The 18437-nt window shown below is 44.7% G+C and carries 15 protein-coding genes; 3 read left to right on the forward strand and 12 right to left on the reverse strand.

Going from position 1 to position 18437, the window contains the following annotated elements:
* Window positions 1–122: 122 nt before the first annotated feature.
* From rnr to tsaE, 11 genes are all read right to left on the reverse strand, one after another.
* Window positions 123–2564 (reverse strand): ribonuclease R, encoded by a 2442-nt coding sequence (gene rnr, locus PluTT01m_RS23470; RefSeq protein ID WP_011148648.1) that lies wholly within the window; start codon window positions 2562–2564, stop codon window positions 123–125.
* A 44-nt stretch (window positions 2565–2608) separates the two neighbouring features.
* A complete protein-coding gene (nsrR, locus tag PluTT01m_RS23475; protein WP_011148649.1) occupies window positions 2609–3034 on the reverse strand; it encodes a nitric oxide-sensing transcriptional repressor NsrR in 426 nt (141 codons plus the stop codon).
* A 190-nt stretch (window positions 3035–3224) separates the two neighbouring features.
* Window positions 3225–4523 (reverse strand): adenylosuccinate synthase, encoded by a 1299-nt coding sequence (locus PluTT01m_RS23480; protein WP_011148650.1) that lies wholly within the window; start codon window positions 4521–4523, stop codon window positions 3225–3227.
* Window positions 4524–4670: 147 nt separating this feature from the next.
* Window positions 4671–5681: a protease modulator HflC gene (hflC, locus tag PluTT01m_RS23485; RefSeq protein ID WP_011148651.1), complete on the reverse strand. Its 1011-nt coding sequence runs from the start codon at window positions 5679–5681 to the stop codon at window positions 4671–4673.
* Between the two features lie 5 nt (window positions 5682–5686).
* Window positions 5687–6907, reverse strand: a complete 1221-nt coding sequence (hflK, locus tag PluTT01m_RS23490; protein ID WP_011148652.1) for an FtsH protease activity modulator HflK — start codon at window positions 6905–6907, stop codon at window positions 5687–5689.
* Between the two features lie 105 nt (window positions 6908–7012).
* Window positions 7013–8293 carry a ribosome rescue GTPase HflX gene (gene hflX, locus PluTT01m_RS23495; protein WP_011148653.1) on the reverse strand — a complete coding sequence of 427 codons (1281 nt, stop codon included), beginning with the start codon at window positions 8291–8293 and terminating at the stop codon, window positions 7013–7015.
* 96 nt (window positions 8294–8389) lie between these two features.
* Window positions 8390–8698: an RNA chaperone Hfq gene (hfq, locus tag PluTT01m_RS23500; protein WP_011148654.1), complete on the reverse strand. Its 309-nt coding sequence runs from the start codon at window positions 8696–8698 to the stop codon at window positions 8390–8392.
* Between the two features lie 110 nt (window positions 8699–8808).
* Complete coding sequence (gene miaA / locus PluTT01m_RS23505; RefSeq protein WP_011148655.1) at window positions 8809–9750, reverse strand: tRNA (adenosine(37)-N6)-dimethylallyltransferase MiaA; 942 nt, start codon at window positions 9748–9750, stop codon at window positions 8809–8811.
* Window positions 9743–11638, reverse strand: coding sequence for a DNA mismatch repair endonuclease MutL (gene mutL / locus PluTT01m_RS23510; RefSeq protein ID WP_011148656.1), 1896 nt, complete (start codon window positions 11636–11638; stop codon window positions 9743–9745). The genes miaA and mutL overlap by 8 nt, the downstream gene beginning before the upstream one ends.
* Before the next feature lie 9 nt (window positions 11639–11647).
* On the reverse strand, window positions 11648–12931 hold the full coding sequence (gene amiB / locus PluTT01m_RS23515) for an N-acetylmuramoyl-L-alanine amidase AmiB (protein ID WP_041380420.1): 1284 nt from the start codon (window positions 12929–12931) through the stop codon (window positions 11648–11650).
* Between the two features lie 14 nt (window positions 12932–12945).
* Complete coding sequence (gene tsaE, locus PluTT01m_RS23520) at window positions 12946–13410, reverse strand: tRNA (adenosine(37)-N6)-threonylcarbamoyltransferase complex ATPase subunit type 1 TsaE (RefSeq protein WP_058588968.1); 465 nt, start codon at window positions 13408–13410, stop codon at window positions 12946–12948.
* Window positions 13411–13581: 171 nt separating this feature from the next.
* On the opposite strand from tsaE, the gene queG reads away from it, so the two are divergent.
* Together queG and PluTT01m_RS23530 are read left to right on the forward strand one after the other, a co-directional pair.
* Entirely contained in the window at window positions 13582–14739 is a 1158-nt protein-coding gene (gene queG, locus PluTT01m_RS23525; RefSeq protein WP_041381219.1) for a tRNA epoxyqueuosine(34) reductase QueG, read from the forward strand.
* Between the two features lie 868 nt (window positions 14740–15607).
* Entirely contained in the window at window positions 15608–16039 is a 432-nt protein-coding gene (locus PluTT01m_RS23530) for a flagellar protein FlhE (RefSeq protein ID WP_011148661.1), read from the forward strand.
* A gap of 129 nt (window positions 16040–16168) precedes the next feature.
* Here the strand turns inward: PluTT01m_RS23530 and PluTT01m_RS23535 are convergent, their stop codons facing one another.
* Window positions 16169–17086 (reverse strand): LysR family transcriptional regulator, encoded by a 918-nt coding sequence (locus PluTT01m_RS23535; protein WP_011148662.1) that lies wholly within the window; start codon window positions 17084–17086, stop codon window positions 16169–16171.
* A 148-nt stretch (window positions 17087–17234) separates the two neighbouring features.
* Here PluTT01m_RS23535 and PluTT01m_RS23540 point away from each other — a divergent pair, with 148 nt between their 5' ends.
* Window positions 17235–18425, forward strand: a complete 1191-nt coding sequence (locus tag PluTT01m_RS23540; protein ID WP_011148663.1) for a tetratricopeptide repeat protein — start codon at window positions 17235–17237, stop codon at window positions 18423–18425.
* Window positions 18426–18437 lie beyond the last annotated feature (12 nt).

Here is an 18437-nt window from a genome sequence, read left to right on the forward strand (position 1 = left end):
TCTTATTTTTACTGTTATACATATACAGCACTGACGAATACTGTAAGCCTATTCGATAAGCTTCACGTACTCAGGGGGAGATTAAAATATTCAGGCTATCCTGCAACAGGATAGCCCTTTGATTATTTATCTGCGCTTTTCTTAGCCCGTTTGGCTTTGAATTTAGCGACAATTTTCTGAGTTTTGGTAGAAAGCGTCTTACCCTTTTTCTTATCCCCTTTAGGCTTATCCGCAGATCGCTCTTTACGAACAGCACCATCAGGCTCAAAATGAGCTTCTTTGCGATAACCACGCCCTTTTTTCTTACTGCTTTCGCGGCCAAGTTCTACTTTTCTCTCTCTATCGCGCACTGTTTTACCTACATTCCGGGCTTTGCGGGCGGTAGAAAGCAGCTTAAAGTCAATATTACGCTCATCCATATGAACCGCTTCCACACGAATTTCAACTTCATCCCCTAACCGGAAAGTTTTACCCGAGTATTCACCCACTAAACGCTGACCGATATTATCGAAATGATAATAATCATTACTCAACGTGGAAACATGTACCAGACCGTCAATAAACAGCTCATTCAAGCGAACAAAGAAACCAAAACCTGTCACACTCGTGATGATCCCAGTAAAAGTATTGCCCACTTGATCCTGCATAAAATCACACTTAAGCCAATCAGCAACGTCTCTCGTCGCTTCATCTGCGCGGCGCTCTGTCATGGAGCAGTGTTGGCCCAGTTGCAACATCTGTTCCATATCACTGTGCCATCCCCCGGTCGGTGTTCCACATTGCTCAACAATGCCTTGCTGTTTCGCTAGCAGATATTTAATCGCCCGATGCAACACCAGATCCGGGTAACGGCGGATAGGTGAGGTAAAATGCGCATAAGAATTTAATGACAGACCGAAGTGACCCCGGTTTTCCGGATCATAAACTGCCTGTTTCATTGAACGCAGTAATAGGGTTTGCAGTAGCTCATGATCCGGGCGTTCAGCCACTTGATGCATCAGTTGCGCATAATCCTTTGGTGTTGGTTGCATGCCACCGGGCAGCGTCAATCCCAATTCGCCGAAAACCGAGCGCAAGTTAACAATACTTTCTTCTCTTGGCCGATCATGAATACGGTAAAGCACCGGCTCCCCATTTTTTTCCACGAAGCGCGCCGCAGCAATATTCGCCAGAATCATGCACTCTTCAATCAACTTATGAGCATCATTGCGAACAATCGGTTCAATTCGCTCGATACGACGTTCAGCATTAAAGATAAACTTCGCCTCTTCTGACTCAAACGAGATTGCACCACGTTGCTCACGGGCATTTTCTAGTGCCTGATACAATTCATGTAAATGCTCAATATGCTGAACCAGTGGCTTGTAGTGCTCACGCAGCTCTTCATCACCCTGCAACATACGCCATACTTTGGTATATGTCAGACGGGCGTGAGAATTCATGATGGCTTCGTAAAATTTATAGGATGATAATCGCCCCTGCGCTGAAATCGTCATCTCACACACCATACAAAGGCGATCAACCTGCGGGTTCAGAGAACAGAGTCCATTAGAAAGCACCTCCGGCAACATGGGGACAACCTGAGATGGGAAGTAAACCGAGTTACTCCGGTTACGTGCTTCGGTATCTAACGCCGTTTGTGGACGCACATAGTAACTGACATCAGCAATGGCAACCCATAAACGCCAACCACCGCTTCGCTTTCTTTCACAATAAACGGCATCATCAAAATCACGGGCATCTTCACCATCGATTGTCACCAACGGCAGAGTACGCAGATCAACACGGTCTTTTTTCGCCGATTCTGGTACCTGCTCATTCAAGGAAGCAACCTGGTTTTCCACCTGTGGCGGCCAACTGTGAGGAATTTCATGAGTACGTAGGGCAATTTCCACTGCCATGTTCGTTCCCATTTTTTCACCCAACACTTCAACAATCTTACCGATAGCCTTTGTGCGGCGCGCCGGGCGTGTAATTAACTCGACTACCACCACATTCCCCATGCGAGCACCACCGCTTTCATCTTTCGGGATCAAGATATCAAAGCTTAAACGGCTATCATCCGGCACAACAAATCCCATACCAGAATCAAGAAAATAGCGGCCAACAATCTGACTGGTCTTAGGCACTAATACACGAACGATACGTGCTTCATTACGCCCTTTGCGATTCAGGGATAATGGTTGTGCCAGCACAACATCACCATGAATAGCCATTTTTAACTGCTCGGCAGAGAGATAAAAATCGTCTTTGTGACCTTCTACTCGTAGGAAACCATAACCATCTCTATGCCCAATAACAGTACCTTTCAGTAAATCCAATCTTTCCGGCAAGGCATAGCATTGGCGACGAGTGAAAACCAATTGACCATCACGTTCCATAGCCCGTAAACGACGACGTAACGCTTCAATATCCTCATCGTTAATCAGATTCAGCTCTTGTGCCAGTTCCTGGCGACTTACCGGTACAGTATGTTTAGCAATAATGTCTAAGATATACTCGCGGCTTGGAATAGGTGATTCGTATTTTTCTGCTTCGCGCCCCAAAAAAGGATCTTGTGACATAGCTGTTCCTCCGTTGTCATCAGCAGGCTGTTTGCGCCATTTCTTCATTCGGTCAGAAGCAGCTTATAAAGGGGAATATTATCTTCAATCATATCAGCTAAAGTATGCTTATCCAGTTCTTCTAAAAACCTTTCTATTGCCTGATTTAATACGACCTTCAGACGACACGCAGAAGTGATATGGCAAGATTCCTGACTACAGTTAACCAATGATAATGGCTCAAGAGCGCGAACGACATCGCCAATTCTGATATCCTTCGCTGGCTTACCTAAACGGATACCGCCGTTTTTACCACGAACAGCATCCACTAATCCTAAATGACTCAATTGGTTAATGATTTTTACCATGTGGTTACGAGAAACACCATAAATATCAGTGACTTCAGAAATACTGGTCATCCGGCTTTGCGGTAAAGAAGCCATATAAATTAGCGCGCGCAAGCCATAATCTGTAAAACTCGTTAACTGCACATCAACCTCTGGATAATAAGATATAAACTAATATATCCGAGAACAAACTGAAAAAATAAGTATTTGTTCAACTTATATACCATGAATCTACCAAAATCATGTTGATCTCCTCATCGTTAAACAAAAAAGGCCACAATAAATAGCAAAAAACCGGGCTGAAAAGCCCGGCTTCACCTGATTATAGGTACCATCAGGCATCAAACGGATCACGCAGAATGATAGTTTCTGAACGATCCGGGCCTGTAGAAATAATATCAACCGGAACACCGGTCAGCTCTTCTACACGTTTGATATAGTTCAATGCTGCCTGAGGCAATTTTCTATGCTCTTTCACACCGAAAGTGCTTTCATTCCAGCCAGGCATGGTCTCATAAACAGGTTCAATACCTTCCCAGTCATCCGCTGCTAAAGGTGTCGTTTCAATTACACTGCCATCAGGCATACGGTAGCCAGTACAGATTTTTACTTCTTTCAAGCCATCCAACACGTCCAGCTTGGTCATACAGAAACCTGACAGTGAGTTGATCTGTACTGCACGACGGATAGCAATGATATCCAGCCAACCAGTACGGCGGCTACGCCCCGTAGTCGCGCCAAACTCTTGGCCTTTTTCGCGCAAGTAACCGCCAGTTTCATCAAACAGTTCAGTTGGGAATGGACCAGCACCGACACGAGTAGAGTATGCTTTGATGATCCCCAAAACATAATCAACATAGCACGGACCTAAACCGGAACCTGTTGCAACGCCACCCGCGGTAGTGTTGGAAGAGGTCACATATGGGTAAGTACCGTGGTCAATATCCAACAATGTGCCCTGTGCACCTTCAAACATGACCAATTCACCTTTCTGAGTTGCTTTATACAACAAATCAGAAACGTCGACGACCATATCCGTCAAAATATCGGCAACAGCCATGATTTCATCTAGGGTCTTCTGGTAATCAACCGCCGGTTCTTTGTAGTAGTTAACCAGTTGGAAATTGTGATATTCGATAATTTCTTTCAGCTTAACGGCGAATGCTTCCTTATCAAATAAATCACCAACCCGCAGACCACGACGAGCAACTTTATCTTCATACGCAGGACCAATACCACGACCGGTTGTACCAATTGCTTTTGCACCACGCGCTTTCTCGCGGGCATTATCTAATGCAACATGGTATGGAAGAATAAGTGGACAGGCTTCTGAAATGAGCAGACGCTCGCGAACAGGAATACCACGGGATTCTAATGCGTTCATCTCTTTCATCAGCGCATCAGGCGCTAATACGACGCCATTTGCAATAATACTGATAACGTTTTCACGCAGGATCCCTGATGGGATTAAGTGGAGAACGGTTTTTTCACCGTTGATAACCAGTGTATGACCAGCATTATGGCCCCCTTGATAACGAACAACATACTTAGCTCGTTCAGTCAGCAAGTCGACGATCTTGCCCTTGCCCTCGTCACCCCATTGGGTGCCCAATACGACAACGTTCTTACCCATTTCAAAATTCACTCGGTTGCTTAAAAATGGATTCTAACATCTCATCCCACACCTTTCAGTAATTTTTATCACATCCGTTATTTTTGTTAGCCACCAGACATGACAAGGCCCGCCTGATGCGGGCCTAATCAATAGATTCAGCATCTATTAGTGCTGACCTGCACGCTTTTCAGGTGCTTTCATATAGCGGAAGAAATCAGCTTCTGGGCTTAATACCAGAACATCTTTCCCGTCTTCACTAAAGCTTTTCTCGTAAGCACGTAAACTACGGATAAAGGTATAGAAATCTGGCGCTTGACTGAACGCATCAGCAAACAGTTTAGCGGCGTCTGCATCACCAGCACCACGCAATGTAAGCGCTTCACGCTCCGCTTTTGCTCGGATTTCAATAACTTGCTTATCTGCTGCTGCACGCAGCTTTTCTGCTTCTTCCAAACCTTGTGAACGATGACGACGAGCTACCGCTTCACGCTCAGCACGCATACGCTGGTAAATCGCTTCTGAAACTTCCAGTGGTAAATTGATTTGTTTGATACGCACATCAACAACTTCAATACCCAATGCCGCCATACTGTTTGGATTGATAGCAAGCTGTTTATCTGCCGTTTCTCGCTCTACACGAGCCGCCGCCGATGCAATAGCATCATCCGCTTCAGTTGTACTCGCTGTTTCTTTATCCGTTGTACCTTTGTTCAGCGCATCACGAACATCTGTGGTCAATTGACCACGGGAATCCGTTACGATACCACGAACATCCTTACGGCCAATCTCAGAACGCAGGCGGTCACTGAATTTACGTTTTAACAATACTTCTGCCTGAGAAATATCACCATTGCCGGTCGCCAGATAATAACGGCTGAAATCGTTAATCCGCCATTTCAGGTAAGAATCAACTATCAGGTCCTTATTTTCACTGGTCAAGAAACGGTCGGCTTGAATATCCATAGTCTGGATACGAGCATCCAGTGTTTTCACCGTTTCAACAAAAGGTATTTTAAAATGCAACCCCGGCTCATAAACAATCGGTTTATTTCCCGCATCACGCAGAACCTTACCAAAACGCAGTACAATACCACGCTGTCCTTCCTGCACAATAAATAGAGAGGCATAGAGTGCAACTAATACCGCGACAATAACAACGACTAATGATTTACGCATGATTATTATCTCCCTACCCTGATAATGTCATTACGCAGATTATCTGTTCGGTTATAATTCGCTCCCCGGCCTGAATTTGAAGGCACAGTTGGGCGGGTAACCCGCAGGTCAGAAGCTACCGTATTATCTGATTGCACTGTTCCCTCTTTTTTAACACCAGAAACATCGCCACGTAACATTTGTTCTAATGGCAATACCAGCAAATTGTTATTGTGATCATTAACAATAACTTTGCGAGTACGGCTCAATACTTTTTCCATCGTTTCAATGTACAGACGTTCACGGGTAATCTCAGGCGCCTCTTTATACCTAGGCAACATTTTGGCAAAGCCCGCCACTTCCCCCTGCGCTTCCAATACTACACGAGCCTTATAAGCTTTCGCCTCTTCAATGATACGTTGCGCATCACCTTTCGCGCGTGGCAAGACTTCGTTCGAATAAGCCTCCGCTTCACGAATAGACTGCTGTTCATTCTCACGAGCAGCAATAACATCGTCAAAAGCAGCCTTGACTTCTTCTGGCGGACGAGCAGCCTGGAAGTTAACATCCAACAAAGTTATTCCCATGCGGTACGGAAGAATCGTCTTTTCCAACTCACGCTGAGTATCATCACGGACAATCATACGGTTTGCCGTCAAGATTTTATCCATCGAATATTTACCAACAACACCACGTACCGCGCTATCTGTCGCCTGACGCAGGCTGTTATCAGGACTTGTCACGCTATAAAGATAAGCGGCAGGATCAGTTACACGATACTGCACGTTCATCTCCACGCGAACAACGCTTTCATCTGATGTCAGCATCACGCCAGAGGTTGCCAATTCACGAACAGATTCCACGTTAACTGGAACAACTTCATCAATGAATGTAGGTTTCCAGTTCAGACCTGGCTGCACAATATGGCTAAGTTTACCCAAACGGGTAACAACACCACGTTCTGTCTCTTTAATCGTATAAAAACCGCTAGCGGCCCAGATCACGACGACAGCAGCAGCGACAAGGCTAACAATACGCCCGCCAAATTTTGCCCCTTGGTCAGAACCATTACCGCCCTTGTTCCCACCAAAACCCCCGAGTTTACTGCTCAGCTTACGGAACAGATCGTCGAGATCAGATGCCCCACGGTTTCGACCACTTTTGTTCCCGCCGGAATTGCCGCTTTTATTGCTGCTTCCCCACGGGTCGCGGTCTTGTCCGTTGTTCCCGGGCTGATTCCACGCCATGTTTTAGCTCCATTCTTTTATGATTGGTTTTTCAGGCCAAGAGCCTCTTATAAACAAGCCGACTCTCAATCACATAAGTTTTCTGATATTCACCTGACAGGCACATCAGACAACATAATCAAACAAATCCTGTTCTTGTTTGCATAGACGGTGCCAGTCAACAATCGGCATTCTCACTTCGATACCAACTTTACCGTCCTCTTCTATCCACTCTTTCTCTATTGCTTGCAGTTGATAGAAGCGGCTGCGTAAACGACCTGCTTCCGGTGGCAAACGCAATTCGTAGTGTGCAATTTCACCCGAAAGACGCTCCGTTAACGCTTGTAACAATAACGGGATACCTTCACCAGTTTGCGCAGACAGCCAAACTCTAACCGGTAAGTTATCTTCGTTGCGATCAATACGCGGCGTGAAGCTGTCCAGCATATCAATCTTATTCATCACCAACAGTACCGGAATTTCATGCGCTTCAATTTCTTCCAGTACGCTGTCAACAGCGGCAATATTTTCGTCGATGCGGCTATCCGCAGCATCAACAATATGCAGCAACAATGTTGCTTGCCGGGTTTCCTGCAATGTCGCTTTAAATGCCGCCACCAGATCATGAGGCAAATGACGGATAAAACCAACCGTATCAGCCAATACCACCGTACCAACATCATTAACGTCAATCCGTCGCAACGTTGGGTCCAGCGTAGCAAACAATTGATCAGCCGCATAAACCTCAGCAGCCGTCATACGGTTAAACAAACTCGATTTACCGGCGTTGGTATATCCCACCAGTGAAACCGTCGGTATATCCGCTTTATTTCGCGCTTGACGCCCCTGTTCACGCTGTTTCTCAACCCGGCTCAGACGATTCAATATCTGACGGATTTTATCCCGCAATAAACGCCGGTCTGTCTCAAGCTGCGTTTCCCCCGGCCCTCTCAAACCAATCCCACCTTTCTGACGTTCAAGGTGAGTCCATCCCCGGACAAGACGGGTAGAAAGATGACGTAACTGCGCCAACTCTACCTGTAACTTCCCCTCGTGAGTCCGTGCCCGTTGGGCAAAAATATCCAGAATCACGCCGGTGCGGTCGATAACTCGACACTGACAGAGCCGCTCAAGATTGCGTTCCTGTGCAGGACTGAGTGCATGATTAAATAACACAACATCAGCACCACTAGCCTGCACCGCCTCAGCAATCTCTTCCGCCTTACCTTCTCCAACAAAATATTTCGGATGAGGGGCTTTCCTGCTCCCCGTGACAATTTGCACAGGAACTACACCAGCAGAAGTTACCAGTGATTCAAACTCACTGAGATTATCTGTGTCTTTATCCTGCGAGAAAAAAACATGCACCACAACGGCTTGTTCGCCGCCTTCATAACGTTCAAACAAAGGTGCGACCTCTCAGGCTGAGTAAAAAACTACAGGAAAAAACATAGGTAAAACCCCCTACCTATGTTTTTCTTCATTCTATTACTGATCTCAAACTTATTCAGTGCCATCACTTTCCTGTTGTGCTGCCGGAGCAGAAACGCCACCAGAATGATAATTACCTACGCTCGCCCCTACACTCGTATTGCTACTGTGATGAGAAACTGGGCGGGAAGGTACAACAGTAGAGATGGCATGTTTATAAACCATCTGGCTAACCGTATTTTTCAGTAAAATGACAAACTGGTCAAAAGATTCAATCTGACCCTGCAATTTGATGCCGTTGACCAAATAAATAGAAACCGGGACCCTTTCACGCCGCAATGCGTTCAGGAACGGATCTTGCAAAGATTGCCCCTTAGCCATTCTATATTTTCCTTATTTTGTTGTTTTTAACTAAGAACCTAAAGGTTCGAAAAAATGAACTACTCAAAAATTGCGCTTTGGTACTCATCAATTGTACACAATCAATAAACCTATGCACTAACAACCTGCATAACTGTGCTTAAAGCTTGCTCTGGTTGAGAACTATCCAACCAATGAACCGACTTCCAACCTCTGAGCCAAGTTATCTGACGCTTTGCCAACTGGCGCGTCGCACAAATACCGCGATAAATCATTTCATCGTAATCAATTTCGCCGGAAAGATAAGACCACATCTGACGATAACCGACGCAACGAATAGAAGGTAAATCCACATGCAAATCATGACGAGCATAAAGTGCTTTAACTTCCTCTTCAAACCCTGATTCAAGCATTTGATGAAAACGCGCTTCAATGCGTTGATGAAGGAGCTCACGTTTTGCCGGTGCAATAGCAAATTGATGAACACGATAAGGCAGCGACTCTCCTGACAATGTAGTCAGTTCAGTGAGAGTTTTACCTGAAATAAGAAAAACTTCCAGTGCCCGAGAAAGTCTCTGTGGATCATTAGGATGAATTCTTAACGCCGCCGCAGGATCAATCTTCTGTAGTTGCTGATGCAATGCATCCCATCCTTGCTCTGCCGCCTGCTGTTCTATTTGTGCCCGAATAACCGGATTAGCAGAAGGTAAAGGCGACAAACCTTCAAGTAACGCCTTGAAATAGAGCATCGTTCCTCCCACCAGCAGAGGAATACGGCCAGAAGCAGTAATTTCTGCCATCTCCTTCAAAGCATCGTGACAAAAATCAGCAGCAGAATAAGGTTGAGAAGGGTCCAAGATATTGATTAAACGATGAGGTGCCAACGCTTGCTCTTCGGTTGTTGGTTTGGCGGTACCAATATCCATTCCACGATAAATTAGCGCAGAATCAACGCTGATCAGTTCCACAGGAAGATGCTGGCGTAAAGCGACAGATAAAGCTGTTTTGCCTGAAGCCGTCGGACCCATAACAAAAATTGCCGTTGGTAGATGTTGAGTTTTCTGATCACTCATGAGTAAGAGATGCCACCACTGCTTGTAAATCAATTAATTGTAATAACCCATCTGGTGGAGATTTTACCAGTTGTGGGCAAAGACGCTCAACATCAGCTAATAATTGTACCGCCTGAGCAACGTTCCACGTTTCATACTCACTGCCAATATGACGAGCAAGCCAAGTTACAACCTGTTCTGCCGATGCTGATGGCTGTTGTGCCAAATAACCTAGCAACTCAGGAATTAATTTAGGCAGATTTTGTTGACGTAATGGTAACGATACCGCACATAGTGTCGCTTTTCCATGAGATACAGATGCTTCAATACCAAAAGAGCCCAATAAGTCACTATAACGGTTTAAAGCACCAGCTTCCTCTTTACTAAGAGATAGTTTCAGCGGTATCAACAATGGCTGTGATTTCAGCCCTTGCTCTGTTGGTGCTAACTGTGCTTGTCTTAACCAGCGTTCAGCTACCGGCAAAGATAACAACCCAAGTCCCAATGGAGATTCAATCAGAGCATAACATGGTGAATATATGCTCAATACCTTACCAAAACTATGATTGCTATTTTTAACCTGAACAGGAGCAGAAGTGGCCTTTTCTGCCATAACCGGAGCGGTTCTTGCCGGAAACAGCTCTCTTTTTTCTTCAGGTTCAGACTGCATCAGTTTCTGATATACCTCACCCTGACGTTTCTGATAATGATCGCCATGATATTGGCGATTCTCACCACCGCGAGAGCCCCCCATATTCCCTTTACTTGACAAAACCTCTTTTGGTGATGATGCTGCCACAGATGTCGCATTGCTTTGCCGAGAAAAATGATTTCCCCCTGCTGATGGCCGATTTTCCGGCTCCCAGGCTGGCGCAGGTTCACAGCAAGCGATATCCAGTTCGGCACCGCTTCCGCGCTGTTTTAATACGGCTATTACACCCTGATAGATAAAATCATGTACCAAACGAGCTTGATGGAAGCGAACTTCATGCTTCGCAGGATGCACATTCACATCCACTTGATGTGGATCAACCCCCAAATATAAAACATAAGCAGGCTGTTGTTCTCCCCGGAGCAAATCTTGATAAGCTTGACGGATAGCATGATTAATTAAACGATCACGCATCATACGCCCGTTTACATAACAATATTGAATATCACCGCTCGCCTCAGTATTCATCGGGTCAACAACCCATCCTTTAATCGATAAATCGTCGTGCTGCCAGGAAAGAGAAAGTGCCCGTTGCATAAAAGCGGTACCACAAATGGAGACCAACCGCCGCTCATACTGTGATTCATCTTTTGCCGGCCGGTATTGGCGCACCAATTTACCGTTATGGTGCAAATTGATTAATACATCCAAACGCGCCAACGCAATGCGTCTAACGACTTCATCAATATGACCAAATTCCGTTTTTTCTGTTCGCAGAAACTTGCGCCGCGCAGGAGTATTATAAAAGAGATCCAATACTTCAACAGTACTGCCTACTGGATGTGCTGCCGGCTTCACGGTCACTGCCATATCTCGCCCTTCCGCGTAAGCTTGCCAGGCTTCGTGCTGTTCTTCGGTACGGGAAGTTAATGTCAGACGTGAAACTGAACTGATACTCGCCAGCGCCTCTCCACGGAATCCCATACTGATAATGGCTTCCAAATCATCAAGGGTAGCAATCTTACTGGTAGCATGACGAGCCAACGCTAGCGCAAGCTCCTGATGGTTGATGCCACAGCCATTATCACGGACACGAATAAGTTTTACTCCACCCCGCTCAATTTCAATATCAATACGGTTAGCACCAGCATCAAGGCTATTCTCCACCAACTCTTTTACTACTGATGCAGGGCGTTCTACGACTTCGCCAGCCGCAATTTGGTTTGCTAATTGAGGAGGTAAGATCTTGATAGCCATATTTAACCTTTACTTCTTGGCTGCTTTAGGTGCAGCCTGCAATGGATTTGCCAGAAAATAGTTACGCAATCCCCGATGAATAGCACTTGCTAGCTTATCCTGAAAATCATTAGAACCCAGTAATGCTTCTTCCGCCGAGTTACTGATAAATCCTGTTTCCACCAAAATTGAAGGAATATCCGGTGAACGTAACACACCTAAGCTGGCATGTTCTGGCGAGCGTTTATGTAATAAACCGACCTTGCGCAACTCACTCAAAACCTGTACTGCAACGTTATAGCCCACCCGTTGGGAGTGGCCGAATTGCAAATCCAGCACCGCCTGGCTTAGATAAGGATCAGCCCCATTTGCCAGAGCATTACCTGCACCACCCAGTAACTCCGACTGTTTCTCATGCTGTTCAAGCCAATTACCCAATTCACTGTTTGCACGCTTGTTTGACAGCACCCAAACAGAAGCACCACGCGCACTACGATTAGGAGCGGCATCCGCATGAATAGAAATCAGCATATTTGCGCTATGTTTACGTGCAACCTCAGAACGACCAGCAACAGAAATAAAATAGTCTCCGTTACGGGTCAGTACGGGTTTGAACATAGGATCATTGCGTAACAACACTTCAAGCTTACGCGCCACACTGATAGTCACATTTTTCTCTTTCAATCCACGTTGCCCAATCGCACCGGGGTCCTGACCACCATGTCCTGCATCAATAGCGACAACTACCCGCTGACCGCCCTTAGAAGTTGTTTGCAAAACAGCCTGTTTTGTCGTCCGCAATTTACTGTTAGTAAGTGATAGCTTACCTGTATCGGCTTGTGAACTCTCTCTAAAAACAGACTTGCCAGTAGGTACCCCAGAAGCCCGTAGGGTAAAAATCACCCGATATTCACTATCCAACTGCTGCACTATAGAGTTGACTTTAACTTTATTATTTAGTTCAAATACAATGCGTTTTTTTTGTCGATCAGGTGCCTGGCTGGAACGGATTTTCCTTACTAAATCCTGCTCCGGTAAATTCATAGGTAAACCAACAATTTTTTCTGATTGATGGATATCTACCACTAAACGCTCTGGCGAATGCAATGGGAAAAAACTGTAATTAGGGCGACCACCGGAAAAAACCATCGTCACTTTAGACTCATTTATGCTGTTACTGACGTGAATATTGGATAAAGTCGCCGCGGCTGCGGTTGTTACCACTAAACTGCTCATCATAATAAACAACCAGCACATTATCATAAAACTGATCTGCCATTTCTTTATCATTTTTGCGACTAAAGGACACATCATGGTCGGGTGATCCCTTATAAATATTTCAATTTATCTAACAGGCTCTCACCATATTTAGACAAAGCAATAAAATGTGCCTGTCTCCCTTCGGGCTGGTAACTCAAATGTAATTCAATATCTGCATCCGGTAATACACCTTCTCCTTGCTGAGGCCATTCCACCAAACAAATGGCATCTTGATGGAAATAATCACGTATTCCCATAAATTCCAGCTCTTCCGGATCTGCCAATCGGTAAAGATCGAAATGGTAAACCGACCTCGGTGTTAAAGCATAAGGCTCAACCAAAGTATAAGTTGGGCTTTTTACATGCCCTTTATGACCCAGGGACTGCAAAAAACCACGGCTAAACGTAGTCTTACCGGCACCCAAATCACCATATAAATAAATTACACTACCACTATTACAGGCAGCAGCAACCGCGCTTCCAAGAGAAACTGTCGCATCTTCATCTTTAAGTGATAAAACAAGTTCTTTCATCGAATAATATCTGTTGTTTTATTAATTCATCAGCTAAAACGATAACCCTAACACACTTCTATTATCAACATTTAACATCTTCTGCTCAGTTTCATTATCAAACCCACTATTTTTGGGCTGAAATAAATTATGCTATACTGCAACACCTTGCAGTATAAGCCGATTTCCACCATGACAACGCCTCTCAATCTTAACCTCTTGGCCGCCAAGATCAAACAATGGGGTCATTCCCTTGGCTTCCAGCAAGTTGGCATTTGCGATACCGATTTATCCGTGGAAGAACCAAAACTTCAGGAATGGCTGGATAAACAGTATCACGGGGAGATGGCATGGATGAAGCGCCACGGCATGATGCGTGCCCGCCCAAACGAACTTTTGCCAGGGACATTGAGGGTTATTAGCGTAAGAATGAATTACCTCCCTGCAAAAGCTTCTTTTGCCAGCACGCTAAATGACGCCGAACTCGGTTATATCAGCCGTTATGCCTTGGGAAGAGATTATCACAAACTGCTGCGCCAACGTCTTAAGAAACTCGGGGAGCAAATCCAAAATTATTGCCATGACTTCGAATATCAGGGAGTCCTTAATTTTCGACCTTTTGTTGATTCAGCCCCCGTAATGGAACGCCCACTCGCCGCTAAGGCTGGATTAGGCTGGGTCGGTAAACACTCACTTATCCTTAATAGAGAAGCTGGTTCATGGTTTTTCCTCGGTGAGTTGCTGATTAATCTTCCTCTGCCTATAGATCCTCCACAAGAAGAGCAATGTGGACGCTGTGTCGCCTGCATGACAACCTGCCCAACCGGTGCAATTATCGCCCCTTATACTATTGATGCCCGCCGTTGTATTTCCTACCTCACAATTGAATTGGATGGCATTATTCCTGAGGAATTTCGTCCACTGATGGGAAACCGTATTTACGGTTGTGATGATTGCCAGATTATCTGTCCCTGGAATCGCTTTTCCCAATTGACAGATGAAGATGATTTCAGCCCTCGTGTAACATTACATACACCAAAGTTATTGGATTTATTCAATTGGAGTGAAGAGAAGTTCCTACGGATAACGGAAGGTTCTGCAATTCGTCGCATCGGCTATTTACGCTGGTTACGCAATATTATTGTTGCTTTAGGAAATGCACCCTATCAATACGATATCATTCTGGCTCTGCAACAGAGACTAGGATTAAACACAATGCTAGACGAACATATTCATTGGGCTATTGAACAGCAAATCATTCGCCGTAAAACGAATACTGTTAGTGTACAAACAGCACAACAGAAACGACTTATTAGAGCGATAACCAAGGGCTTGCCCAGAGATGCTTAATTATTAGCCATCTTTATAGCGTATAAAAAGATTCAGATAATTTTCCTGTGAATAAAATAAAAACCCCTTGTTGATCAATGCTCAAAAAAAGCGCAAGTGATCAATGTGATATTTCTTAACAAAGGATCATTCCGAAAAATTATCAATAAGTTACAAAATAAATACTCATTTTGTAACATTCAAAGTCAGGAAAATTCAAATGCAACAGCCTGTGGATAAGTCTGTGTGATAATTTTAAAGCATCAAACTTATTTACCGGGAAACCAACTTCCTGGCTGTGGATAAAAAATAGAAATCTGCACTGCGCAGATATAACCCAAAAATCAAATCAAAGTAAGCGAATACAACCATTGAGGAAGAAACTTAGAGCGGGAAGTAAATCCTTCGAATATCAGCTAATTCATTGATTCAAAAGAGATTTTACCCAGACCTCATTGACGAAAGGAGTGCATTATGTACTACCTCAAAAAGTTTGGCAAGCAGAAGTTAAAAAAATATTTTTGCAATTATAAGGATAATACTTTCTTCCCCCCTATAAATACCACCCACTGAACTCAGTACAATCGGAATACAAAGTTGGCTACCGATGTCGAAAAAGACAAAGAATCTACAACCAAACAATACCCCTTTAGGCATAAACATCACACAACATCGATCAAGCCAGCGCACAGATTCAGACATTCAGCCAAAGCCTTCGCTTGATCCGCCATTATTACAGTGAGATTCTTTTTATTCGATCAAGGAAGATTTGAACAACCATAGGAATCAATAAGCAAGCAATTTTCATGTGCGCCAATCATATTAGATATCGCACCGCTATTGCATGCAAATAACAGTAAGATAACTCGCTAGCAATGAGGATTGAAGAATGAAAAGATTTACCAAAATTGCAGTAGGTTTTCTAGTATTAACCACGGCTCAGCTCTCCTTTGCCGCTACCAGCATGTGGTCACAAACGAGCCGTGCCCCAAATGTTTATGCTGCCGGCTACACTAACTCAAGTTTCTTTACCACGCCCTCTTCGGTACCGACAAGAGCAACTATTACGACAGTATCTTGGAATATCGGTTTATATAGTAATGGTGCGACAACTCAGACTTTCAGCGTTTGTTACACCCCACGATATTCATCCACCCCATCGCTATGCCTGGATGTCTCCGGTAACCTAAATGGCTCTACAAATGCCTTTATCGGCCATGATGCCAAAGGTTCCTTTAGAATTAGCGGGATTCTCGACGGAGGTACTTACCCCGTTTACCCGTCCCATTACAATATGATCAAAGTTGATTATCAGTATTAAGATTAAGCAATCCGACCTGAAGCCTCATGGCCTCAGGTCATTAATAGGAAAGTTACTTTAGACAATTTTTTCACGTTCTAAGCACAATATGTGCTAGCAGAAGGACGTAACATGCTATTAAAGCTGAGATCATTCACTAACAAGCTCCTTGGAAACCGGAGAGATTGCCGAACTCACCATGCGAAATTTTTTAGTCGCCAATGCGATAAATGCTTTAGCGGCCGGTGACGATTGACGTTCATCAAACACAGCCAACCCAACATGTCGTTTCACTTTTGGATTCAGCGTTTTCTTGACATAGTGAACTTCATGAGTCAGCGGCAGGGATGACTCAGCAACAATCGTTACCGCATCCCCACGTTCAACCGCAGCCAAGGTACTTAACAATTGAGATGTTCGATAACGAATATTAGGTTGCAACCTTGCCGATAAAAAAAGCCTGGAAACCAGTTCAGCCGATCCCGCTTCTGTCAACGCGAATGGTCCAACACACAGATCCTTCAACGTCACTGTATCCTGCAATACTAAAGGATGATCTACCGGTAACAAAGCCACCATTTGGTCTTCAAGAATCGGATAAGTGTCGAATTGCTCTTCCGGCAAGGTCACAAATCCCACATCTACTCGCCTATCCATAAGCCATTGCACAACCTGTCTATCTGGCCCCTCATCAATATGGACCTCAATGCCGGGGTAAAGCCTGCGATAATCGGCCAGTACCGTTGGTAACAGCCACAAGGATGAAGTCGGGCCAAACGATCCGATTCGCAGCGTACCTCGTTTCATCCCTCGTGCATCCGCTGCTTCTTGCCTCATAGTTTCAGCCAGACCAAGAATGGCCTGAGCTTTTTGTAGCAAGCCTTCTCCTATATCTGTCAGTTCAACAACTCCCTGATGCCGATGCAGAAGCTCTACGCCAAGCTCCTGCTCAAGGACTCTGATAGCATGGGAAACCCCAGACTGAGAGATCTTGAGCTGGGCCGCAGCTAAGGTAAAGCCCTTCCGTTCAGCAACAACAGCAAAAATTTCGAGCTGGGTTAAAGTCATTATCTCCCCCTTTGAGTAATCACTCATTTCCGCATGATCATACATCTGAATAAGTATATGCAATGCGGATATAAAACAATAGGCGAGGCATGCTCGCCGAGCGCTCAACCGAGTTTCCAACCCATAATTAATTAAAAAAGGGGATTTTATGAGTTACCAATGGCCTTCAGATGGCTCATCTTCCATATGGCCGGAGATAAACAGCACGTTCTTATCCCTCCGTGGATTTTCAGACGAATTTATTCCCATGAATGACACTCAGCGAACCTACAAAAAACTCCTGATGGGATTTGATGCAATCACCTCTTGCGAAATGAAAGAGCTTTATAAATTCAAAATCACATTAACTCAAATGAACGAGCACGATCTCTCTCTCCCTGAGCTTTGTCTTATCCATAAGGCATTCAGCGCATGGGTAAAATTTGATTACGAAAACGCGAGATCGCTTCTGACCCAACATATTCGAGCATACCCATCGGATATTGTCGCGCTCTTCTTCATTCACATGCTTGATTTCTGCACTGGCAAAACAACCAACCTGAGATCTCTTCTGCTTTATTGTGACGAACACATTCCGGGCACTCACTATCTCTACCCATATTATCTTTCCATAAAATCATTCGTCCTTTGTGAAGCTCAATGTTTTGATGATGCCTTAGAGGTTGGTTTTAAATCTGTTAAGTTAATGCCGGACAACATCTATGGCATTCATGCTGTCGCACATGCCTTGCATGAGCTAGGCCGCTGGAAAGAACTTTGCCATTTCCTGACCAACTGCAAAGAACATTGGATAACCAACACTGGAATGGGAATGCATGTATACTGGCATCTCGCCATTGCGTATGAGCGATCCGATGAGATCACGCTGGCATTGCAAGCTTTTGATGAATTATATGCACTAAAAGACAATCCATTTGCTAAACAGGATTTGGACGCCGTAGAATTCTTATGGCAACTCAGGCTCAAATCTGCCGACGCTAAGTTCCAACCAATATGGGAGCGTCTTGCCGTCCTTTGGACAGGCAGCATCAGCTCATCCACCTCTTACTTCCACAAAATACATGCAGCACTCGCTTTTTCTGCAATAAATCAGTCTTTTCTTATCGAGAAGCTAATCGCGGAAAGCGATGGATTTGGCATCGAACCAGACACACATTCCACAGGGATAGACGTCCTTAAAGCGATCTTACTATTCACATCGAGACACTACGAAGAGTGTTTAAGCAAACTCCGTCTCAGCTATGAGAAATGGCCATTATTGGGAGGTAGCCGTGCTCAACGTGAAATATTAGAACAGACGATGGAATACGCCGCCTTGAAAGCCTCTTCCACCCTATAAATCGCGATATTG

Source organism: Photorhabdus laumondii subsp. laumondii (genome assembly GCF_003343245.1).
Lineage (GTDB): Bacteria > Pseudomonadota > Gammaproteobacteria > Enterobacterales > Enterobacteriaceae > Photorhabdus > Photorhabdus laumondii.

Excerpts from the sequence above, each read along its gene's own strand:
- rnr (WP_011148648.1), bottom strand. The coding sequence starts at position 2,564 with ATGTCACAAGATCCTTTTTTGGGGCGCGAAGCAGAAAAATACGAATCA.
- PluTT01m_RS23480 (WP_011148650.1), bottom strand. The coding sequence starts at position 4,523 with ATGGGTAAGAACGTTGTCGTATTGGGCACCCAATGGGGTGACGAGGGC.
- hflC (WP_011148651.1), bottom strand. The coding sequence starts at position 5,681 with ATGCGTAAATCATTAGTCGTTGTTATTGTCGCGGTATTAGTTGCACTC.
- hflK (WP_011148652.1), bottom strand. The coding sequence starts at position 6,907 with ATGGCGTGGAATCAGCCCGGGAACAACGGACAAGACCGCGACCCGTGG.
- hfq (WP_011148654.1), bottom strand. The coding sequence starts at position 8,698 with ATGGCTAAGGGGCAATCTTTGCAAGATCCGTTCCTGAACGCATTGCGG.
- miaA (WP_011148655.1), bottom strand. The coding sequence starts at position 9,750 with ATGAGTGATCAGAAAACTCAACATCTACCAACGGCAATTTTTGTTATG.
- mutL (WP_011148656.1), bottom strand. The coding sequence starts at position 11,638 with ATGGCTATCAAGATCTTACCTCCTCAATTAGCAAACCAAATTGCGGCT.
- amiB (WP_041380420.1), bottom strand. The coding sequence starts at position 12,931 with ATGATGTGTCCTTTAGTCGCAAAAATGATAAAGAAATGGCAGATCAGT.
- tsaE (WP_058588968.1), bottom strand. The coding sequence starts at position 13,410 with ATGAAAGAACTTGTTTTATCACTTAAAGATGAAGATGCGACAGTTTCT.
- queG (WP_041381219.1), top strand. The coding sequence starts at position 13,582 with ATGACAACGCCTCTCAATCTTAACCTCTTGGCCGCCAAGATCAAACAA.
- PluTT01m_RS23530 (WP_011148661.1), top strand. The coding sequence starts at position 15,608 with ATGAAAAGATTTACCAAAATTGCAGTAGGTTTTCTAGTATTAACCACG.
- PluTT01m_RS23535 (WP_011148662.1), bottom strand. The coding sequence starts at position 17,086 with ATGACTTTAACCCAGCTCGAAATTTTTGCTGTTGTTGCTGAACGGAAG.
- PluTT01m_RS23540 (WP_011148663.1), top strand. The coding sequence starts at position 17,235 with ATGAGTTACCAATGGCCTTCAGATGGCTCATCTTCCATATGGCCGGAG.